Source organism: Pseudomonas sp. NBRC 111143, from assembly GCF_001320965.1.
In the GTDB taxonomy this organism is placed as follows: domain Bacteria; phylum Pseudomonadota; class Gammaproteobacteria; order Pseudomonadales; family Pseudomonadaceae; genus Aquipseudomonas; species Aquipseudomonas machongensis.
On record NZ_BCBT01000083.1, the window covers coordinates 1 to 19327 of the forward strand.

Annotated in this window: 17 protein-coding genes; 2 read left to right on the top strand and 15 right to left on the bottom strand. The window is 63.6% G+C overall.

From position 1 onward, the window contains the following. Positions 1–80: 80 nt before the first annotated feature. The 3 genes from APH44_RS27655 to APH44_RS27665 are packed head-to-tail and all read right to left on the bottom strand — an operon-like array spanning position 81 to position 2423. A complete protein-coding gene (locus tag APH44_RS27655) occupies positions 81–449 on the bottom strand; it encodes a hypothetical protein (protein WP_054895502.1) in 369 nt (122 codons plus the stop codon). 5 nt (positions 450–454) lie between these two features. Then, positions 455–883 (bottom strand): DNA polymerase III subunit chi, encoded by a 429-nt coding sequence (locus APH44_RS27660; RefSeq protein ID WP_054895503.1) that lies wholly within the window; start codon positions 881–883, stop codon positions 455–457. 46 nt (positions 884–929) lie between these two features. Further along, entirely contained in the window at positions 930–2423 is a 1494-nt protein-coding gene (locus APH44_RS27665) for a leucyl aminopeptidase (protein WP_054895504.1), read from the bottom strand. 354 nt (positions 2424–2777) lie between these two features. Between APH44_RS27665 and lptF the strand changes: the two genes are divergently transcribed. Then, entirely contained in the window at positions 2778–3893 is a 1116-nt protein-coding gene (gene lptF / locus APH44_RS27670; RefSeq protein WP_054895505.1) for an LPS export ABC transporter permease LptF, read from the top strand. Next, positions 3886–4947 (top strand): LPS export ABC transporter permease LptG, encoded by a 1062-nt coding sequence (gene lptG, locus APH44_RS27675; RefSeq protein ID WP_054895506.1) that lies wholly within the window; start codon positions 3886–3888, stop codon positions 4945–4947. Before lptF ends, lptG begins: the two co-directional genes overlap by 8 nt. A 79-nt stretch (positions 4948–5026) precedes the next feature. Here lptG and APH44_RS27680 read toward each other — a convergent pair whose 3' ends face one another. The 12 genes from APH44_RS27680 to arcD form a co-directional block, all read right to left on the bottom strand. Continuing rightward, complete coding sequence (locus APH44_RS27680) at positions 5027–5515, bottom strand: RDD family protein (protein WP_054895507.1); 489 nt, start codon at positions 5513–5515, stop codon at positions 5027–5029. A 92-nt stretch (positions 5516–5607) separates the two neighbouring features. After that, entirely contained in the window at positions 5608–5820 is a 213-nt protein-coding gene (locus APH44_RS27685; protein WP_046854299.1) for a cold-shock protein, read from the bottom strand. 344 nt (positions 5821–6164) lie between these two features. Continuing rightward, on the bottom strand, positions 6165–7286 hold the full coding sequence (gene gcvT, locus APH44_RS27690) for a glycine cleavage system aminomethyltransferase GcvT (RefSeq protein WP_054895508.1): 1122 nt from the start codon (positions 7284–7286) through the stop codon (positions 6165–6167). A gap of 26 nt (positions 7287–7312) precedes the next feature. Continuing rightward, positions 7313–8689 (bottom strand): L-serine ammonia-lyase, encoded by a 1377-nt coding sequence (locus tag APH44_RS27695; protein WP_054895509.1) that lies wholly within the window; start codon positions 8687–8689, stop codon positions 7313–7315. A 150-nt stretch (positions 8690–8839) separates the two neighbouring features. Next, complete coding sequence (gene gcvP / locus APH44_RS27700) at positions 8840–11695, bottom strand: aminomethyl-transferring glycine dehydrogenase (RefSeq protein ID WP_054895510.1); 2856 nt, start codon at positions 11693–11695, stop codon at positions 8840–8842. Between the two features lie 11 nt (positions 11696–11706). After that, positions 11707–12090 (bottom strand): glycine cleavage system protein GcvH, encoded by a 384-nt coding sequence (gene gcvH, locus APH44_RS27705; protein ID WP_054895511.1) that lies wholly within the window; start codon positions 12088–12090, stop codon positions 11707–11709. Positions 12091–12378: 288 nt separating this feature from the next. Next, positions 12379–13887, bottom strand: a complete 1509-nt coding sequence (locus APH44_RS27710) for a sigma-54-dependent transcriptional regulator (RefSeq protein ID WP_054895512.1) — start codon at positions 13885–13887, stop codon at positions 12379–12381. A gap of 147 nt (positions 13888–14034) precedes the next feature. Next, positions 14035–14409: a DUF5064 family protein gene (locus APH44_RS27715; protein ID WP_054895513.1), complete on the bottom strand. Its 375-nt coding sequence runs from the start codon at positions 14407–14409 to the stop codon at positions 14035–14037. A gap of 56 nt (positions 14410–14465) precedes the next feature. Then, positions 14466–15395: a carbamate kinase gene (gene arcC, locus APH44_RS27720; protein ID WP_054895514.1), complete on the bottom strand. Its 930-nt coding sequence runs from the start codon at positions 15393–15395 to the stop codon at positions 14466–14468. A gap of 154 nt (positions 15396–15549) precedes the next feature. Continuing rightward, positions 15550–16560, bottom strand: coding sequence for an ornithine carbamoyltransferase (locus APH44_RS27725; protein WP_054895515.1), 1011 nt, complete (start codon positions 16558–16560; stop codon positions 15550–15552). 68 nt (positions 16561–16628) lie between these two features. Further along, on the bottom strand, positions 16629–17882 hold the full coding sequence (arcA, locus tag APH44_RS27730) for an arginine deiminase (RefSeq protein ID WP_054895516.1): 1254 nt from the start codon (positions 17880–17882) through the stop codon (positions 16629–16631). A 30-nt stretch (positions 17883–17912) separates the two neighbouring features. Then, a partial coding sequence (arcD, locus tag APH44_RS27735) for an arginine-ornithine antiporter (protein WP_054895517.1) occupies positions 17913–19327 on the bottom strand: 1415 nt, incomplete at its 5' end.

Sequence of the window (19327 nt, forward strand, 5' to 3'; positions counted from 1 at the left end):
GGCACACCACAGTTCTCGAGGCTGTGGTGTGCCTGTGGGAGCGGGCTTGCCCGCGAAAAGGAGGCCGCAAAAGGCGAGTGTTACTCGGAACGCTTGATCAACCGCTCCATCCGCGCTTCGAGGCGACGCTTGACCTCGGTCTCGATGTGCGGAACGAAGTCGTTGATCACATCCTGCATGATCGATTGCGCCGCAGCGCGCAGTTCGGTGTCCAGGTGCAGCAGGGTGTCCTGGCGGCGAGTCTGGGCATCTTCTTCCGGCGTGCTGGCCTGGGCAGGTTCGACGGCGGTTGTCGCGTTGCCGGCCGGCTCATCGAGCAGCAGGGGAATCTGCTCGACCGTTTCGGTCAGCAGCGGCGGCTGCAGGTCGGCGTCGCCAAGCAACTGGCGGATCGACTCGAGATCGTCGAGCAGGTGGGCGGATTGTGTCAGTGAGGAGGGTTTGTCCATCGTCGTCAAAGTCGCTGTAAGCGGTGGTCTTGCAGAGCATAGCCCTGTTCGCGGTAGAAACGGAATCGCTCGCGGGCCAACTGGCGAATGGAGGCCTCTTCGACAACGATCTCGGCGACCCGCTCGAACTGGCCGACGAACCCTGGCACATCACCGCCCAGGTTGATCAGCAGGTCGCGGTGCTCGCCAGCAGTGTCGCCCAGGCCCAATGCGACCCTGGCATCGGCGTGTTGCTCGGCCAAGTCATGGGGCACGAAAGCCTCGCCCTTGAAATGCCACAGGCGTTCATCCAGTGCGTTTCGCTGTTCGTCGTCCTGGCAATGCAGGTAGACCCGGTGGCCGAGGCGCCAGGCCTTTTCGCACAGCTTGCAGGCGAAATCCAGCCGCGCCGACAGCGAGTCGGTGGGCAGGATGTAGAAATCGACTTTGCTCATGTTCGTTCAGCCCGGCCGGCGCCACTCGGGCGCCGGCACTGGTGTGTCAGACGCCCGCGCGATCCAGCAGGTACTGGGTCAGCAGCGGAACAGGACGGCCGGTGGCACCCTTGTCCTTGCCACCGCTGACCCATGCGGTACCGGCGATGTCCAGGTGGGCCCAGCTGTAGTTCTTGGTGAAGCGCGACAGGAAGCAACCCGCGGTGATGGTGCCGGCTTTAGGGCCGCCGATGTTGGCGATGTCGGCGAACGGGCTGTCCAGTTGTTCCTGGTACTCGTCGAACAGCGGCAGTTGCCAGGCGCGGTCGTCGGCACGCTTGCCAGCGTCGAGCAACTGGCCGACCAGGTCGTCGCTGTTGCCCATCAGGCCCGACGTGTGGCTGCCCAGGGCGACGATGCAGGCGCCGGTGAGGGTGGCGATGTCGATCACCGCCTGCGGTTTGAAGCGCTCGGCATAGGTCAGCGTGTCGCACAGCACCAGGCGGCCTTCGGCGTCGGTGTTGAGGATCTCGACGGTCTGCCCGCTCATGGTGGTGACGATGTCGCCCGGGCGGGTTGCGCCGCCGCTGGGCATGTTCTCGGCGCAGGCCAGCAGGCACACCAGGTTGATCGGCAACTGCAACTCGAGCACCGCACGCAGGGTGCCGAACACGCTGGCGGCGCCGCCCATGTCGTACTTCATCTCATCCATGCCGGCACCGGGTTTGAGGCTGATGCCGCCGGTGTCGAAGGTGATGCCCTTGCCGACCAGCACGAATGGCTTGTCGGTCTTCTTGCCACCTTGGTACTGCATGACGATCAGGCGTGGTGGCTGGTCGCTGCCCTGGCCGACGGCGTAGAACGCGCCCATGCCCAGGTCCTTGATCTTTTTCTCGTCGAGCACTTCGACCTTCAGGCCCTTGTGCGCCTTGCCCAGTTCCTTGGCCTGCTCGGCGAGGAAGCTTGGGTGGCAGATGTTCGGCGGCAGGTTGCCCAGGTCGCGGGTCAGGCTCATGCCGGTGGTGATGGCGGTGGCATGCTTGACCGCACGCTCGGCTTCAGCCTGGCCGGCCTTGTCGGCGAGCAGGGTGACTTTCTTCAGGGCACGCGGTTCGGCCTTCTGGCTCTTGAAACGGTCGAACACGTAGCTGCCGTCGAGCAGGGTTTCGGCCAGCAGGCGATATTTGCCGTAATGACCGTCGCGGTTGGCCACGGCGATGTCGTCCAGCGCCAGCACGGCGTCACCGCCTGCCAGGTTGCGCAGCACCCCGGCAACGCTGGCGATCAGCTTGCGCCAGGCACGATCGCCCAGGGCTTCATCCTTGCCGCTGCCAACCAGCAGTACGCGCTCGGCCTTGAGGCCTGGCAGGCTCTGCAGCAGCAGGGTCTGGCCCGGCTTGCCGACCAGGTCGCCGCGCTTGAGGATAGCGCTGATGGCGCCATCGGTCGCCTGATCAACGGCCTTGGCCACGGTGCCAAGCTTGCGGCCTTCGCCGACCGGCACGACCAGGGTGGCGGTTTTCACGGATGCTGCGGCTACGGTCTTTACAACCAGTTCCATGTCAGGTTCCCCGAATGATCTCTGTTGTTGGCCACTGCCGCAGGGTGAGTGCGACAGGCCTGGCCGCGTGCTTGCGTGCCAGTTGAAAAGCGGCCAGTTTGAGCCTGCCGCCGCCTTGCTGACAACCCCGGTCTATGCTTTTGCAGGGCAGCGCCTACTTCAATGGCGGGGCTTTGTCGCACTTTTACGGTCATGACGTCCGCTGTCATGCGCCGCCAAGTGACAGGCGCGCCCAATCACAGGATAATGCGCGCACTTTTAGATGGAGGTTCGCTTGAGGCGAACCGGCATAGGTCTTGGCTTTACTCAGTCATTGTCTGGCAATCCGCCCCTGACAACCCAGGAGTGTCTGGTTTGATCGTCTTTCGTTATCTGTCCCGCGAGGTCCTGGTGACCTTGAGCGCCGTCAGCGCAGTGCTGTTGGTGATCATCATGAGCGGGCGCTTCATCAAATACCTGGCCCAGGCGGCCCAGGGTGCGCTCGACCCGGGCGTGCTGTTCCTGATCATGGGCTTCCGCCTGCCGGGCTTCCTGCAACTGATCCTGCCGCTGGGCCTGTTCCTCGGCATCCTGCTGGCCTATGGGCGCCTGTATCTCGAAAGCGAGATGACCGTGCTCTCGGCCACCGGCATGAGTCAGCAGCGTCTGCTGACGCTGACGCTGGCGCCGGCTGCGCTGGTCGCGCTGGCGGTTGCCTGGCTGAGCTTGAGCCTGGCCCCCCAAGGTGTGGCCCAGGTGCAGAAGATCATCGCCCAGCAGGATGCCCTGACCGAGTTCGATACGCTCGTGCCGGGTCGTTTCCAGACCCTGCGTGACGGCACGCGTGTCACCTACACCGAGCGGATGTCCGACGACCGCGTCAATCTGGGCGGGGTGTTCATTTCCGAGAAGCGCTTCAACCAGGACAAGACCAAGGACCGCGCACCGTCGGTGCTGGTGGCGGAAAAAGGCCATCAGGAGGTGCAGCCTGATGGCAACCGCTACCTGATCCTGGAAAACGGTTACCGTTACGACGGCAACCCCGGCCAGGCCGACTATCGGGCGATCAAGTACGACACCTACGGTGTGCTGCTGCCCAAGCCTGAGGTCAGCGAGGAAGTCACCGAGCGTGAAGCCATCCCGACCACCGACCTGTTCGGGCATGACGGCCTGCGTGAGCGCGCCGAACTGCAATGGCGCCTGTCGCTGCCGCTGCTGGTATTCATCGTGACCCTGCTGGCCGTGCCGCTGGCCAAGGTCAACCCGCGCCAGGGCCGCTTCCTCAAGTTGCTGCCGGCGATCCTCCTGTACATGGCCTACCTGACGATGCTGATTTCCGTTCGCGGCGCCCTCGAGAAGGGCAAGTTGCCGATCTCCCTGGGCATCTGGTGGGTGCACGCGTTGTTCCTGCTCATCGGCCTGGCGCTGATGTACTGGGAGCCGCTGCGCCTGAAGATGGCCGCGCGCCGTGCGGGGGTGGCCCATGGTTAAGATCGACCGCTATATCGGCCAGAGCGTACTGCTGGCCATCCTGGCCGTGCTGGGGATCATCCTCGGCCTGGCCTCGCTGTTCGCCTTCATCGACGAGATGGGCGATTTGAGCGATACCTATACCCTGCTCGACGCCGGCAGCTACGTGCTGCTCACCGCGCCGCGTCGGCTGTATGACATGCTGCCGATGGCTGCGCTGATCGGCTGCCTGATCGGCCTGGGCAGCCTGGCCAGCAGCAGCGAGCTGACCATCATGCGTGCTGCGGGCGTGTCCATCGGTCGTATCGTCTGGGCAGTGATGAAGCCGATGCTGGTGCTGATGCTGGTCGGTCTGCTGATTGGCGAATACGTCGCACCGGTCACCGAGAACAAGGCCCAGGCCGAGCGCTCGCTGGCGCAGGGCGGTGGTGAGGCGCAAAGCTCCAAGCGCGGCATGTGGCACCGCCAGGGCGAAGAGTTCGTGCACATCAACTCGGTACAGCCCAACGGCTTGCTGCTCGGTGTGACCCGCTACCGTTTCGACGAACAACGCAAGATCGTCGCTTCCAGCTTCGCCCGCCGCGCGCTGTACCAGGATCAGCGCTGGGTGCTGCACGACGTCAGCACCACGTTCTTCCGTGGCGACCACACCGAAGTGGTGCAGGCACCGGAAGAAATCTGGGACGTGTCGGTGACGCCGGAATTGCTCAATACCGTGGTGCTGCCTCCCGAGTCGTTGTCGATCACCGGGTTGTGGGAATACATCCACTACCTGGCCGACCAGGGTTTGAACAACGCCCGTTACTGGCTGGCGTTCTGGACCAAGATCCTGCAACCCGCGGTGACCGCTGCACTGGTACTGATGGCGATTTCCTTCATCTTCGGCCCGCTGCGCTCGGTGACCCTGGGTCAGCGCGTGTTTACCGGCGTGCTGGTGGGCTTCGTGTTCCGCATCGCCCAGGACCTGCTGGGGCCGTCGAGCCAGGTGTTCGGTTTCCCGCCGCTGTTGGCGGTGGTGATTCCGGCCGGGATCTGTGCGCTGGCCGGTGTGTGGTTGTTGCGTCGGGCAGGATGATGAGCCAGGTGTGAATGAGAAAGCCGACCCCAGGGTCGGCTTTTTTGTGGCTCGAAGTTGGCTTTATCGCAGCCCAGGGTCATTTCTTCTGCTTCGGAATCCGCACCAACTGGGTTTCCGAGTAGATGTCATGCCAGCTGCGCTTGCGCTTGTCGATCAACGACCAGATGAACCCCAGCCCCAGGCACAACCACGAAGCAATAGACACCACGAAGCGCAACAGCGCCTGCCACAAACTGATCGCGCTGCCGTCGGCATTCTGTACACGCACGCCCCACACCTGCATGCCCAGGGTCTGGCCGCCGTGGGTCCAGAACTTGGCGAAGAAGCCGAACAGGGCAAACAACAGGACGGTGGACAACAGCGGATCGCCATCGAGCGCGCCGGCGTCGGTCAGCTCACGCATGCGGGCTTCGCCGATGATCGACATCTGCACCAACTTGTAGACACCTGCCGTGACGATCAGCAGGGCGGTGCACAGGAGGAAATCATAGAACATTGCCGCCAGACGGCGCCCCAGGCCTGCGGGCGGGAAATCGCCCTGGGGGGTGAGAGAACGCTTGGACATGCAGGAGGGCTCCGGGTGGAAAGTCCTCATTCTATGAAATTGCAGGCACAAAAAAGCCCCTGCGCGTCAACGCAGGGGCTTTTTCACAGAAATCAGCCTTCTGCTTGTACTTCGTCAGCCTGCATGCCTTTCTGGCCCTGCACTGCAACGAAGGTGACTTTCTGGCCTTCTTTCAGGCTCTTGAAGCCGTTGCCTTGGATGGCGCGGAAGTGAACGAACAGATCCGGACCGCTCTCTGGGGTGATGAAGCCGTAACCTTTCTCGTCATTGAACCACTTGACGGTACCGTTCTGACGCTCAGCCATTTTCTTATTTCCTATGAATCTTTAGATAGTGATTTCAGTTTCTTTCGCATCACACGGCGAAAGAGTACTGGGCTGGGTTGCAGGAAAGTAAGAGACGTCGAACGGGTTGTAGCAAATTGCGGCTACTGGCCCAGGTCACGAACTGTTGCGACCCATGCAAACACAGTGAGAAGACTCTACGCCAACTCCAGCGACAAAAACAAGCCCCGCACGGCGCAGGGATCAAGGCTTTTGCCGATTACCGACAAAATTGTCGGAAACGGCATGGCGCCTGGCCTGGCGCCATGTTCAAAAGTTATTGCGCAGGTTCGTAACCGAATAAGCGCGCTGTTGTGAGATTGCTTTCAACCCCGGTAGTAACGTTGCGCCACGAAAGGCATTTTGCTGACTTTCAGGGCAACTTGTTTGCCGCGCACGACCGCAAACAACGGCGTTTCCAGCGCTGCATGTTCGTTATCGACATACCCCATTGCCACGGGTGCGCCGAGGGTCGGGCCGAAACCACCGCTGCACACCTTGCCGACCGGCATGCCGTGCGCATCGACAATCTCGGCGCCCTCGCGAACCGGCGTGCGTTCCTGTGGCAGCAGGCCCACGCGTTTGCGGCTCACGCCCTGCTGCTGTTGGGCAAATACGCGGGTGGCGCCCGGGAAACCACCGGCCCGTGCTCCCTCGGCGCGACGAACCTTGGAGATCGCCCACAACAGGCTGGCCTCGATCGGCGTAGTCTCGGTGTCCATGTCGTGGCCGTACAGGCACAGGCCGGCTTCCAGGCGCAGCGAGTCGCGGGCACCCAGGCCGATCGGCTGCACCTCAGGCTCGGCCAGCAGGCGTCGAGCCAGGGCTTCGGCAGCAGTGGCCGGTACCGAGATTTCGTAGCCGTCCTCGCCGGTGTAGCCCGAGCGGCTGACGAAGCAGTCCTCGCCCAGCAACTGCAACGGGCGGAACTGCATGAAGGTCATGCCGGCCACTTCCGGCGCCAGGCGCTCCAGCACCTTGACCGCAGCCGGGCCCTGCAAGGCGAGCAGGGCGCGCTCCTCGAACAAGGGCTGGATCTCGCAGTGCTGGCCGATGTGCTTTTGCAGGTGAGCCAGGTCCTGATCCTTGCAGGCGGCATTGACCACCAGGAACAGTGTGTCGTCGCCCAGGTTGGCCACCATCAGGTCGTCGAGGATGCCTCCTTGCTCATTGGTGAACATGGCGTAGCGCTGCATGCCCACCGGCAGGTCGATGATGTCTACTGGCACCAGGCTTTCCAAAGCCTTGGCCGCGTCGCTGCCACGCAGCACGATCTGGCCCATGTGCGACACATCGAACAGACCGGCCTGCTCGCGGGTATGCAGGTGTTCCTTGAGCACACCCAGCGGATACTGCACGGGCATGTCGAAGCCTGCGAACGGCACCATGCGCGCGCCCAGCTCCAGGTGAAGGGCGTGCAGCGGGGTCTTGAGCAACGTATCGGACATCGGTAACTCCTTGGTTTTTGTTCGGGTCAACATTCGATGATGTTGACGGCCAGACCGCCGCGGGCGGTCTCCTTGTACTTGCTTTTCATGTCGGCGCCGGTCTGGCGCATGGTGCGGATGACCTTGTCGAGCGAGACGAAGTGCTGCCCGTCGCCGCGCAGGGCCATGCGCACGGCGTTGATCGCCTTGACCGAGCCCATGGCGTTGCGCTCGATGCAGGGCACCTGGACCAGCCCACCGATCGGGTCGCAGGTCAGGCCCAGGTTGTGTTCCATGCCGATCTCGGCGGCGTTCTCCACCTGTTGCGGGGTGCCGCCCATGACTTCGCAGAGGGCGCCCGCCGCCATCGAGCACGCCACCCCCACTTCGCCCTGGCAGCCGACCTCGGCGCCGGAAATCGAGGCGTTCTCCTTGTAGAGGATGCCGATGGCGGCCGCGGTGAGCAGAAAACGCACCACGCCGTCTTCGCTGGCGCCGGGAACGAAACGCATGTAGTAGTGCAGCACCGCCGGGACGATACCCGCCGCGCCGTTGGTCGGTGCGGTGACGACGCGTCCGCCATAGGCGTTTTCCTCGTTGACCGCCAGGGCGTAGAGGTTGACCCAATCGAGTACCGACAGCGCATCGCGCAGGCTGGCTTCCGGGTGTCGGCTGAGCTGGCGGTGCAAGGCAGGGGCGCGGCGCTTGACCTTGAGGCCGCCCGGCAGGATGCCCTCATGGCGACAGCCCGCTTCGACGCAATCCTGCATGACCTGCCAGATGCGCAGCAGGCCGGCTCGGGTTTCCTGTTCGGGGCGCCAGGCGGCTTCGTTGGCGAGCATCACCTGGCTGAACGACAGGTGCTGCTCGACGCAATGGCCAAGCAGTTGCCTGGCCGTCGTGAAAGGGTAGGGCAGGGCGGTGTTGTCTTCGACGATGCGGTCCTGGCCGGCTGCGTCCTGGTCGACGACGAAGCCGCCGCCCACCGAGTAGTACTCGCGGCTGCGGATCTGCAGCCCGGCAGCATCGAAGGCACGGAAGATCATGCCATTGGGGTGGTAGTCCAGTGGCTTGCGGATCATCGCCAGGTGCTGTTTCTCGACGAAGTCGATCCTGTGTTCGCCAAGCAGGTGCAGGTGGCCGCTGGCGCGGATTGCCTGCAGGCGTTCGGGGATGGATTCGGTGTCGACGGTGTCGGGGTGTTCCCCCTCGAGCCCCAGGAGCACAGCCTTGTCGCTGCCGTGACCCTTGCCGGTCGCACCGAGCGAGCCGTAGAGCTCGGCCTTGACGCTGGCCGTGCTGGCCAGCAGGCCATCGCGCCGCAGGCCCTCGGCGAAGCGCGCGGCGGCGCGCATCGGGCCGACCGTGTGCGAACTGGAGGGGCCGATGCCGATCTTGAACAGGTCGAAGACGCTCAAAGACATGATGACCTCCTGCCAGGTGGGTTGGGCAGATGCTGAACCCTGTGGGAGCGGGCTTGCCCGCGAATGCGTCGGTATGGCCAACATCGCATTCGCGGGCAAGCCCGCTCCCACAGAGGAACACACCTCTATCAGAGGGCGGGCCGAGGACTATCAGACGTCCTGATAGCTCTCGATCGACGGGCAGGCGCAGACCAGGTTGCGGTCGCCGTACACGTTGTCGACCCGACCGACCGGTGGCCAGTACTTGCTTTCGACCAGGCTCGGCAGCGGATAAACCGCCTGCTCGCGGCTGTAGCCGTGCGACCATTCGCCGACCAGTTCCGCCGCGGTGTGCGGGGCGTTCTTGAGCGGGTTGTCGTCCTTGTCCAGGCTGCCGTTCTCCACGGCGCGAATCTCTTCGCGGATCTGGATCATCGCATCGCAGAAACGGTCCAGTTCTTCCTTGGACTCGCTTTCGGTCGGTTCGATCATCAGCGTGCCCGCCACCGGGAACGACATGGTCGGAGCATGGAAGCCGAAGTCGATCAAACGCTTGGCCACGTCATCGACGCTGATGCCGCTGGTGTCCTTGAGCGGACGCAGGTCGAGGATGCATTCGTGGGCGACCAGGCCGTTGCCACCGGTGTACAGCACAGGATAGTGCTCTTCCAGGCGACGGGCGATGTAGTTGGCGTTGAGGATCGCCATCTGCGACGCACGCTTGAGGCCTGCGCCACCCATCATGCGAATGTACATCCAGGTGATCGGCAGGATGCTGGCGCTGCCGAACGGCGCAGCGCAGACCGCACCGGCAGTGTTTTCCAGCGCGGCATGGCCGGGCAGGAACGGCGCCAGGTGCGACTTGACGCCGATCGGGCCGACGCCCGGGCCGCCACCGCCGTGGGGGATGCAGAAGGTCTTGTGCAGGTTGAGGTGCGACACGTCGCCACCGAACTTGCCCGGAGCGCACAGGCCGACCATGGCGTTCATGTTGGCGCCATCGATGTACACCTGGCCGCCGTTGTCGTGAATGATCGCGCAGATCTCGCCGATCGCTTCCTCGAACACGCCGTGGGTCGAGGGGTAGGTGATCATGATCGCGGCCAGGCGCTCGCGGTGTTCGAGGGCCTTGGCGCGCAGGTCGTCGATGTCGACGTTGCCCCGGGCGTCGCAGGCGGTGACCACCACGCGCATGCCGGCCATGTGTGCGGTGGCCGGGTTGGTACCGTGTGCCGACGACGGGATCAGGCAGATGTCGCGGTGGCTTTCGCCGCGGCTGCGGTGGTAGGCGCGGATCGCCAGCAGGCCTGCGTACTCGCCCTGGGAACCGGCGTTGGGCTGCAGCGACACGGCATCGTAGCCGGTGGCGGCGCAGAGCATGGCTTCCAGTTCGGTGGTCATCTGCAGGTAGCCCTGGCTCTGCTCGGCCGGGGCGAAGGGGTGCAGGTTGCCGAACTCGGCCCAGGTGACCGGAATCATTTCGCTGGCAGCATTGAGCTTCATGGTGCACGAGCCCAGCGGGATCATGCTGCGATCCAGCGCCAAGTCCTTGTCGGCCAGGCGGCGCAGGTAGCGCATCAGTTCGGTTTCGCTGTGGTAGCGGTTGAACACCGGGTGCTCGAGGATCGCCGATTGGCGCACCAGTGCAGCTGGCAGGCGCGGGCTGTGGTTGGCTGCGAGGGTAGCGAAGTCCGGCAGCGCCTGGCCATTGGCGAATAATGCCCAGAGTGCCTCGACATCTGCCTGGGTGCTGGTTTCGTCCAGCGACAGCCCCAAGTGCGCGGTGTCGACCTGGCGCAGGTTCAAGCCCTTGGCGCGCGCTTGCTCGTGCAGGTTGGCGGTGGCGGCACCGGTGGCCAGGGTCACGGTGTCGAAGAATTCACCGGTGACGACCTTGGCGCCGAGCTTGGCCAGACCCACAGCGAGGATCGCGGTGAGGGCGTGGGTACGTTCAGCGATGCGCTTGAGGCCGGCCGGGCCGTGGTAGACGGCGTACATACTGGCGATGTTGGCCAGCAGGACCTGTGCGGTGCAGATGTTGCTGGTGGCCTTTTCGCGGCGGATGTGTTGCTCGCGGGTTTGCATGGCTAGGCGCAGTGCGGTCTTGCCGAAGCGGTCGATCGAAACGCCGACCAGGCGGCCCGGCATGTCACGCTTGAACGCATCCCGGGTGGCGAAGTAGGCCGCGTGCGGGCCGCCGAAGCCCAGCGGTACGCCGAAGCGCTGGGCACTGCCGATGGCCACGTCGGCGTCGAATTCGCCCGGAGGGGTCAGCAGGGTCAGGGCCAGCAGGTCGGCGGCCACGGCCACCAGGGCACCGGCGCCGTGCAGGCGCTGTACCAGCTCGCGGTAGTCGAACACATCACCGTTGCTTGCCGGGTATTGCAGCAGGGCACCGAAGAAGGCGCTGACATCGCCCAGCTCACGCTCGTCACCGACCACGACCTCGATGCCCAGCGGCTCGGCACGGGTACGCAGCACGTCGAGGGTTTGCGGGTGGCAATGCACGGAGGCGAAGAAGGCATGGCTGCCCTTGTTCTTCGACAGGCGTTTGCAGAAGGTCATGGCCTCGGCAGCGGCGGTGGCTTCGTCGAGCAGCGAGGCGTTGGCGATCGGCAGGCCGGTGAGGTCGCTGATCAGGGTCTGGAAGTTCAGCAGCGCTTCCAGGCGACCCTGGGAGATTTCCGGCTGGTAAGGGGTGTAGGCGGTGTACCAGGCCGGGTTTTCCAGGAGGTTGCGCAGGATCGGCGCTGGGGTGTGGGTGTTGTAGTAGCCCTGGCCGATGAAGCTCTTGAACAGTTGGTTCTTGCCGGCGATCGTCTTGAGGGCGGCGAGGGCATCGGCCTCGCTCTGGCCGTCGGCGTCACCGAGCACGCTGGTGCCCTTGATGCTGTCGGGAATGACGGCGGCGGTCATGGCGTCGAGAGAGTCGAAGCCCAGGGTGGTCAGCATGGCCTGTTCGTCGGCGCTGCGTGGGCCGATGTGACGGGCGATGAATTCGTTGGCGGTGCCGAGGTTGATGGTCATGGTCGTGGTCCTCAGGCGTCGTCGTTGGCTTTGAGCAGGCGGTCGTAGGCATCCTGGTCGAGCAGGGCGGTCACCTCGCTCATGTCTGCAGGAACGAAGCGGAAGAACCAGCCTTCGCCCAGCGGGTCTTCGTTGACCTGCTCGGGGTTGTCGTTGAGACCTTCGTTGACCGCGACCACTTCACCGGTCAGCGGCATGTACACGCCGCTGGCAGCCTTGACCGACTCGACGGTGGAGGCTTCGGCGCCTTTTTCATACTGCTGCAGGTCCGGCAGTTGCACGAAGACCACATCGCCAAGGGCGTTCTGGGCATAGGCGGTGATACCTACGGTGACGCTGCCGTCAGCTTCGACGCGCAGCCATTCGTGATCTTCGGTGAAACGCAACTCGCTCATGGGAAATCCTCGGGAAGCAGGGCGTTGGGCGCGGTGGGTCCGCGCTCTTGGGTGGATTTCCCTAAGCAATAATGCGGCCATGAGAATAAATTTCTTATAAATCAGCTACTTAACTGATTTTTACAGACGGACCAATCCTACTATGTAATGAAATCGATACAGCGTAGGGTGTAAACGAAAGCGTCGAGGGATCAAACCCTTGGATAACTGCACCCAAGTCGGCTTGTATCGAAATCATTACGATGTAATGATTTCGATACGTTTAGGTGCAGGTGTACCTTGTGTTAGTCAAACCTTGGCTGGAATCCCGTATTTGCGAAGCCGCTGCGCAATCGCGGTATGCGATGTCTGCAGCCTTCCCGCCAGCTGTCGAGTCGAAGGGTAGCTCGCATACAGGCGCTGCAGCAGCTCGCGCTCGAAGTCGCCCACCGCCTGCTCCAGGCTGCTCACCTCGCCATCCTGGCCACGCGCCACCGAGGTACCGGCAATATCCAGGTCACCGATATCCACCAGATTGCTCTCGCAGATTGCCGCCGCGCGGAAGATCACGTTCTGCAACTGGCGCACGTTGCCTGGCCAGGGGTTGGCCAGCAGTGCCGGATGGGTGGCTGGTGTCAGGCGGCACGGAGGGCGCTGGATCTGCGTGCAGGCCTGCTGCATGAAGAAGTGCGCCAGCGACAGGATGTCCTGGCCGCGTTCGCGCAGCGGCGGGACCTGCAGGTTGAGCACGTTCAGGCGGTAGAACAAGTCTTCGCGGAAGGTGCCTTCGGCGACCATGCGTTCGAGATCGCGGTGGGTCGCGCTGATGATACGCACGTCCACCTTCACCTCACGGTCGCCACCGACCCGGCGAAAGCTGCCGTCGCTGAGAAAGCGCAGCAGCTTGGCCTGCAGGTAGGGCGACATCTCGCCGATCTCGTCGAGAAACACCGTGCCCTGGTTGGCCAGCTCCATCAGCCCTGGCTTGCCGCCACGTTGTGCGCCGGTGAAGGCGCCCGGGGCATAGCCGAACAGTTCGCTCTCGGCCAGGCTTTCGGGTAGCGCGGCGCAGTTCAGTGCGAGGAAAGGTGCTGCGTGACGACTGCTGATGGTGTGGCAGGCGCGGGCTACCAGCTCCTTGCCAGTGCCGGTCTCGCCGTGCACCAGCAAGGGCGCATCGAGTGTGGCGACGCGCAGGGCGCGGGCCTTGAGGGTGCGGATCGCCGGGGAGTCGCCGAGCAGGGCATCGAAGCCTTCGGCGTGATCATGGTGCAGCGCCGAGAGACGTTCGCCCATGCGATTGGGCGGATACAGGGTGAGCAGGCCGCCGGCATTGGTGATCGGCGTTGCATCCAGCAGCAGGCTCTGGCCATTGAGCTGCATCTCGCGCATCGGCAAGTGGAAGTTGTTGTCGAGCAAGGCCTGGAGCAGCCCGCTGTCGCCAAACAGCTCGCCCACTGAGCGACCGGCCGATTCGCGTCCGCACAGGGCGATCAGCGCCGGGTTGGCCAGCAGCACCTTGCCAGCGCTGTCCACCGCCAGCACCGGGTCGCTCATGGCCGCGAGCAGGGCGTCGAGTTGCAGGTGTCGGCGCTGGCCGGGGAGGATATCGACCACTTCCACCGACTGCACGCCGCGCACCTCGAACAGCGCATCGTGCAACTCTTCGAGCACGGCGGGGCTGAGCGTGGGAGCGTCGATGTAGACGTTCGGTGGCACCATTTCCACGGCATCGAGGTTGAGGTTGCGGGCACCGAGCAGGGCCAGGACTTCCTGGGTGATGCCGACGCGGTCGATGAAGCTGACGTGGATGCGCATGGGGGCAACGGGCGTGGGGGAAAGGGCGCCAGTATGCCATTGGCGAGGGGGAAGGCCCAATCACGGGACAAGTCGGGGCGCCGAACCGCCGCTTGCACAGGTATTCCAGCGTTCCTGTGCGAGCGGGCCTGCCCGGCGATGGCGGTATCAGGTATTACCCAGGTGTTCAGGCTTGATCGGATCCCCGGACTTCACATCCAGCTTCTGGCGGATGTCCTCGAACATATAGTCGTAGAGCTTGTGCGGCGAGCCCAGGTTTTCGAATTTCTTCGGCGCCGGCAGGTACGACTGGGCCTTGCGGCTCAACTGCATGAGGAAGCTCGGCAGTACCTGGTCCTTGGCCAGGAAGAACTTCTCGTCGACAGACTTGCCTTCGATGCTGCCATGCATGCGGAACTGGATACCGCGGCCTTCCGTGGGATCCTGGGTGGCTTCGTACTCGATGTTGAGGTCGTAGCTGTGGTCATTCTTGTTCAGCGCCGTGCGCTCGATATGAACATGACCAGGATGGTACTGGGCCATGATGGCGTCCTCCGGAAGGTTGAAAATGGCCGGCGCCGTGCACCGGCCAACTGCACTCAACGGTAGCTGATACCTGGCTTGGCGGTCGACACCCGCGTACCGGCAGTGCCCTTGACGATCTCTTCGATGTTTTCCAGCGAGCTGATCACCGCGACCTTGCCCGTGTTGCGGGCGAAATCGCAGGCGGCCTGCACCTTCGGCCCCATCGAGCCCGCTGCGAAGCCGAGTTTTTCCAGCTCGTCAGGATGCGCCTGGGCAATGGCTTTTTGCGTCGGCTTGCCGAAATCGATGTAGGCGGCATCGACATCGGTGGCGATGATCAGCAGGTCGGCGTCCAGTTGCTCGGCCAGCAGCGCCGAGCACAGGTCCTTGTCGATCACCGCCTCGATGCCTTTGAGCTTGCGGTTTTCGTCGTACATCGTGGGGATGCCGCCGCCGCCGGCGCAGATGACGATGCTGCTTTTTTCCAGCAGCCACTTGATCGGGCGGATCTCGAAGATGCGCTTGGGTTTGGGGCTGGCCACCACGCGGCGGTACTTGTCGCCGTCGGCCTTGACCACCCAGCCTTTCTCCTTGGCCAGGCGCTCGGCCTCGTCCTTGGCGTAGACCGGGCCGATGAACTTGGTCGGATCCTTGAAGGCCGGGTCGTTGGCGTCGACCTCGACTTGCGTCAGCAGGGTGGCGAAGGGCACCTCGAAGTCGAGCAGGTTGCCCAGCTCCTGTTCGATCATGTACCCGATCATGCCTTCGGTCTCGGCACCGAGCACGTCCAGCGGGTAGGCTTCGTCGGGCTTGTAGGCCTGGCCCTGGAGCGACAGCAAGCCGACCTGCGGGCCATTGCCGTGGGCTATGACCAGTTCGTTGCCGGGGTGGATCTTGGCGATCTGCTCGGTGGCAGTGCGGATATTGGTGCGCTGGTTGTCGGCAGTCATTGGCTCGCCGCGGCGCAGGAGGGCGTTGCCGCCCAGTGCAACAACGATACGCATGGGGAAATGTCCTTCAGAAAATGTTCAAGGGTCGGGCAAGGCCTGTGGGAGCGGGTTTACCCGCGAAGCCAGCGACGCGGTGCATGGCACCGGTTATGCCGGTGTTCGCGGGTAAACCCGCTCCCACAAAAGCCCGCCCCTGCAGGGGTTGCCGTCAGAGATCAGCCAGGGTCGATACCAGGATCGCCTTGATCGTGTGCATGCGGTTCTCCGCTTGCTCGAAGGCGATGCACGCTGGTGACTCGAACACGTCATCGGTCACTTCGATGCCGTTGGCCAGGTGCGGGTATTTCTCGGCGATCTGCTTGCCGACCTTGGTCTCGGAGTTGTGGAACGCCGGCAGGCAGTGCATGAACTTGCTGCGCGGGTTACCGGTGGCTTTCATCAGTTCCTTGTTCACCTGATAGGGCAGCAGTTGTTCGATGCGCTCGCCCCAGGCATCCACAGGTTCTCCCATCGACACCCAGACGTCGGTATGGACGAAATCGACGCCCTTGACCGCCGCCTTCGGGTCTTCGGTGAGGGTGATGCGCGCGCCGCTTTCCTCGGCGTACTGCTTGCAGCGCTGCACCAGGTCGTCATGCGGCCACAGCGCCTTGGGCGCGGCGATGCGCACGTCCATGCCGAGCTTGGCACCGATCAGCAGCAGCGAGTTGCCCATGTTGTTGCGCGCATCGCCCAGGTAGGCGTAGCTGATGTCGTGCAGCGGCTTGTCGCTGTGTTCGCGCATGGTCAGCACGTCGGCGATCATCTGGGTTGGGTGGTATTCGTCGGTCAGGCCGTTGAACACCGGCACGCCGGCGAACTTGGCCAGTTCTTCGACGATCTCCTGCTTGAAGCCGCGGTACTCGATGGCGTCGTACATGCGCCCGAGCACGCGGGCGGTGTCCTTCATGCTCTCCTTGTGGCCGATCTGCGAGGAGTTGGGGTCGATGTAGGTGACGTTGGCGCCCTGGTCGTAGGCGGCGACTTCGAAGGCGCAGCGGGTGCGGGTCGAGGTCTTCTCGAAGATCAGCGCAATGTTGTTGCCCTTCAGGTGCTGCTGCTCGGTGCCGGTGTACTTGGCGCGCTTGAGATCGCGGGAGAGGTCCAGCAGGTAGCGCAGCTCACGGGTGGTGTGGTGCTCGAGGCTGAGCAGGTTGCGGTTGTGGATGTTGAACGCCATGACAGTGTCTCCTTGAATGCGGTGAGTGCCCGGCCCGCGCCTCGTAAGCGTGGGCCGGATTGAGGGCGTTAGTAGTCGATAGGGTCGCGCACGATCGGGCAGGTCATGCAGTGGCCGCCGCCGCGGCCTCGGCCCAGTTCACCGGCGCTGATGGTGATGACCTCGATCCCGGCCTTGCGCAGCAATGTGTTGGTGTAGGTGTTGCGGTCGTAGCCGATGACCACGCCTGGCTCCAGGGCCACCACGTTGTTGCCGTCATCCCATTGCTCGCGTTCGGCGGCGAAGCTGTTGCCGCCGGTCTCGACCACGCGCAGCTTCACCCCGAGCTGCTCGCCGACCACCTCGATGAACGACTTGTTTTCACGGCGCACATCCATGCCGTAGGGCTTGCTTTCGTCGGGACGGATGATGAACGGCACGATCTCGCGCACCACTTCCGGGAAGACCGTGACCAGGTCGCGGTCGCAGAAGCTGAACACGGTGTCCAGGTGCATCGCGGCACGCGACTTGGGCAGGCCGGCGACGATGACCTTTTCCACTGCGCCCTTGGCGAACAGGTTCTGCGCCAGTTGGCCGATGGCCTGGCGCGAGGTGCGCTCGCCCATGCCGATGAGCACGATGCCCTTGCCGATCGGCATGACGTCGCCGCCTTCCAGGGTGGCGCTGCCGTGCTCCTTGTCAGGGTCGCCGTACCAGACCTGGAAGTCGGCGCCGGTGAATTCCTTGTGGAACTTGTACACGGCAGTGGTCAGCAAGGTTTCCTGGCGTCGTGCCGGCCAGTACATCGGGTTCAGCGTGACGCCGCCGTAGATCCAGCAGGTGGTGTCGCGGGTGAACTGGGTGTTGGGCAGGGGTGGCAGGATGAAGCTGGAGTGGCCGAGGTAGTCGTTGTACATCTTCACCACATCGGCGCCTTCGCTCTGCGGCAGGTCCTGGCCGGCCACGCCGCCTATCAGGAACTCGGCCAGGTGGCGCGGATCGAGGCCTTCGAGCCAGCTGCGCACTTCATTGGTCAGGCCAACGCCGACGGTATTGGGGGTGATCTTGCGATCGAGAATCCACGCCAGGGCCTCCTTGTTCTGCACGATGTCGGTCAGCAGGTTGTGCATTTCCAGCACATCGACGCCGCGCTCGCGCATCTTGGTGACGAAGTCGAAATGGTCACGCTTGGCCTGGTCGACCCAGATCACGTCGTCGAAGAGCAGTTCATCGCAGTTGCTGGGGGTCAGTCGCTTGTGCGCCAGTCCCGGGGCGCAGACCATCACCTTGCGTAGCTTGCCGGCTTCGGAATGCACGCCGTATTTCTGTTTTTCCGTGGACATGATGATTCCTCCAATCATACGAAGACGTGGTCAAAGGGTCAGGAAGCCGTCGTACAGCCCGTAGGCCGCCACCAGGGCGCCGACGATCACCGCGGCGAAGATCAGTTTTTCCACGTTGGTGAAAATCGGTTGGCCGACCTCGCGCTTGGCCTTGGCGAACAGGATCGCGCCAGGGGCGTAGAGCAGGGCCGACAGCAGCAGGTACTTCACGCCTCCGGCATACAGCAGCCAGATCGCGTACAACAGGGCGATACCGCCGATGATCAGGTCCTTCTTGCGTTCGGCGAGGGCCTGTTCGTAGGTTTCGCTGCGCACCGCCAGCAGTACCGCGTAGGCCGCCGACCACAGGTAGGGCACCAGGATCATCGAGGTGGCGAGGTAGATCAGCGACAGGTAGGTGCTGTTGGAGAACAGGGTGATGACCAGGAAGATCTGCACCATGGCATTGGTCAGCCACAGGGCGTTGGCCGGGACCTGGTTGGCGTTCTCGCGGCGCAGGAACTCGGGCATGGTATGGTCCTTGGCGGCGGCGAACATGATCTCCGCGCACAGCAGCACCCACGACAGCAGTGCCCCCAGCAGCGAGATGATCAGGCCGACGCTGATCAGCACCGCACCCCAGTGACCGACCACATGCTCCAGCACCGCGGCCATCGACGGGTTCTGCAGCTTGGCCAGCTCCGGCTGGGTCATCACGCCCATCGACAGCACGTTGACCAGCACCAGGAACAGCAGCACGGTGATGAAACCGATGACCGTGGCCTTGCCCACGTCGGAGCGTTTTTCCGCCCGCGAGGAGAAGATGCTTGCGCCCTCGATGCCGATGAACACCCACACGGTGACCAGCATCATGTTGCGCACCTGATCCATTACGCTGCCGAGGTCGGGCGAGCCCAGGCCCCAGATGTCGGCGGTGAACACATCGAGCTTGAAGGCGAACAGGCAGATCAGCGCGAACAGCGCCAGTGGCACGACTTTGGCCACGGTGGTGACCAGGTTGATGAACGCCGCCTCCTTGATGCCGCGCAGGACCAGGAAGTGCACACCCCACAGTAGCAAAGATGCGCCGATCACTGCCGCCGGGGTATTGCCTTCACCGAAGACCGGGAAGAAGTACCCCAGGGTGCTGAACAGCAGGACGAAGTAGCCGACGTTGCCCAGCCAGGCACTGATCCAGTAGCCCCAGGCTGACGAGAAGCCCATGTAGTCGCCAAAGCCGGCCTTGGCATAGGCGTACACGCCACCATCGAGGTCGGGTTTGCGGTTGGCCAGGGTCTGGAACACGAAGGCCAGGGTGAGCATGCCGACGGCGGTGATGGCCCAGCCGATCAGCACGGCACCGACGCCTGCGCTGGCGGCCATGTTTTGCGGCAGGGAGAAGATCCCGCCACCAATCATCGAGCCGACGACAAGTGCAACTAATGCGCCGAGTTTAAGTTTTCCGG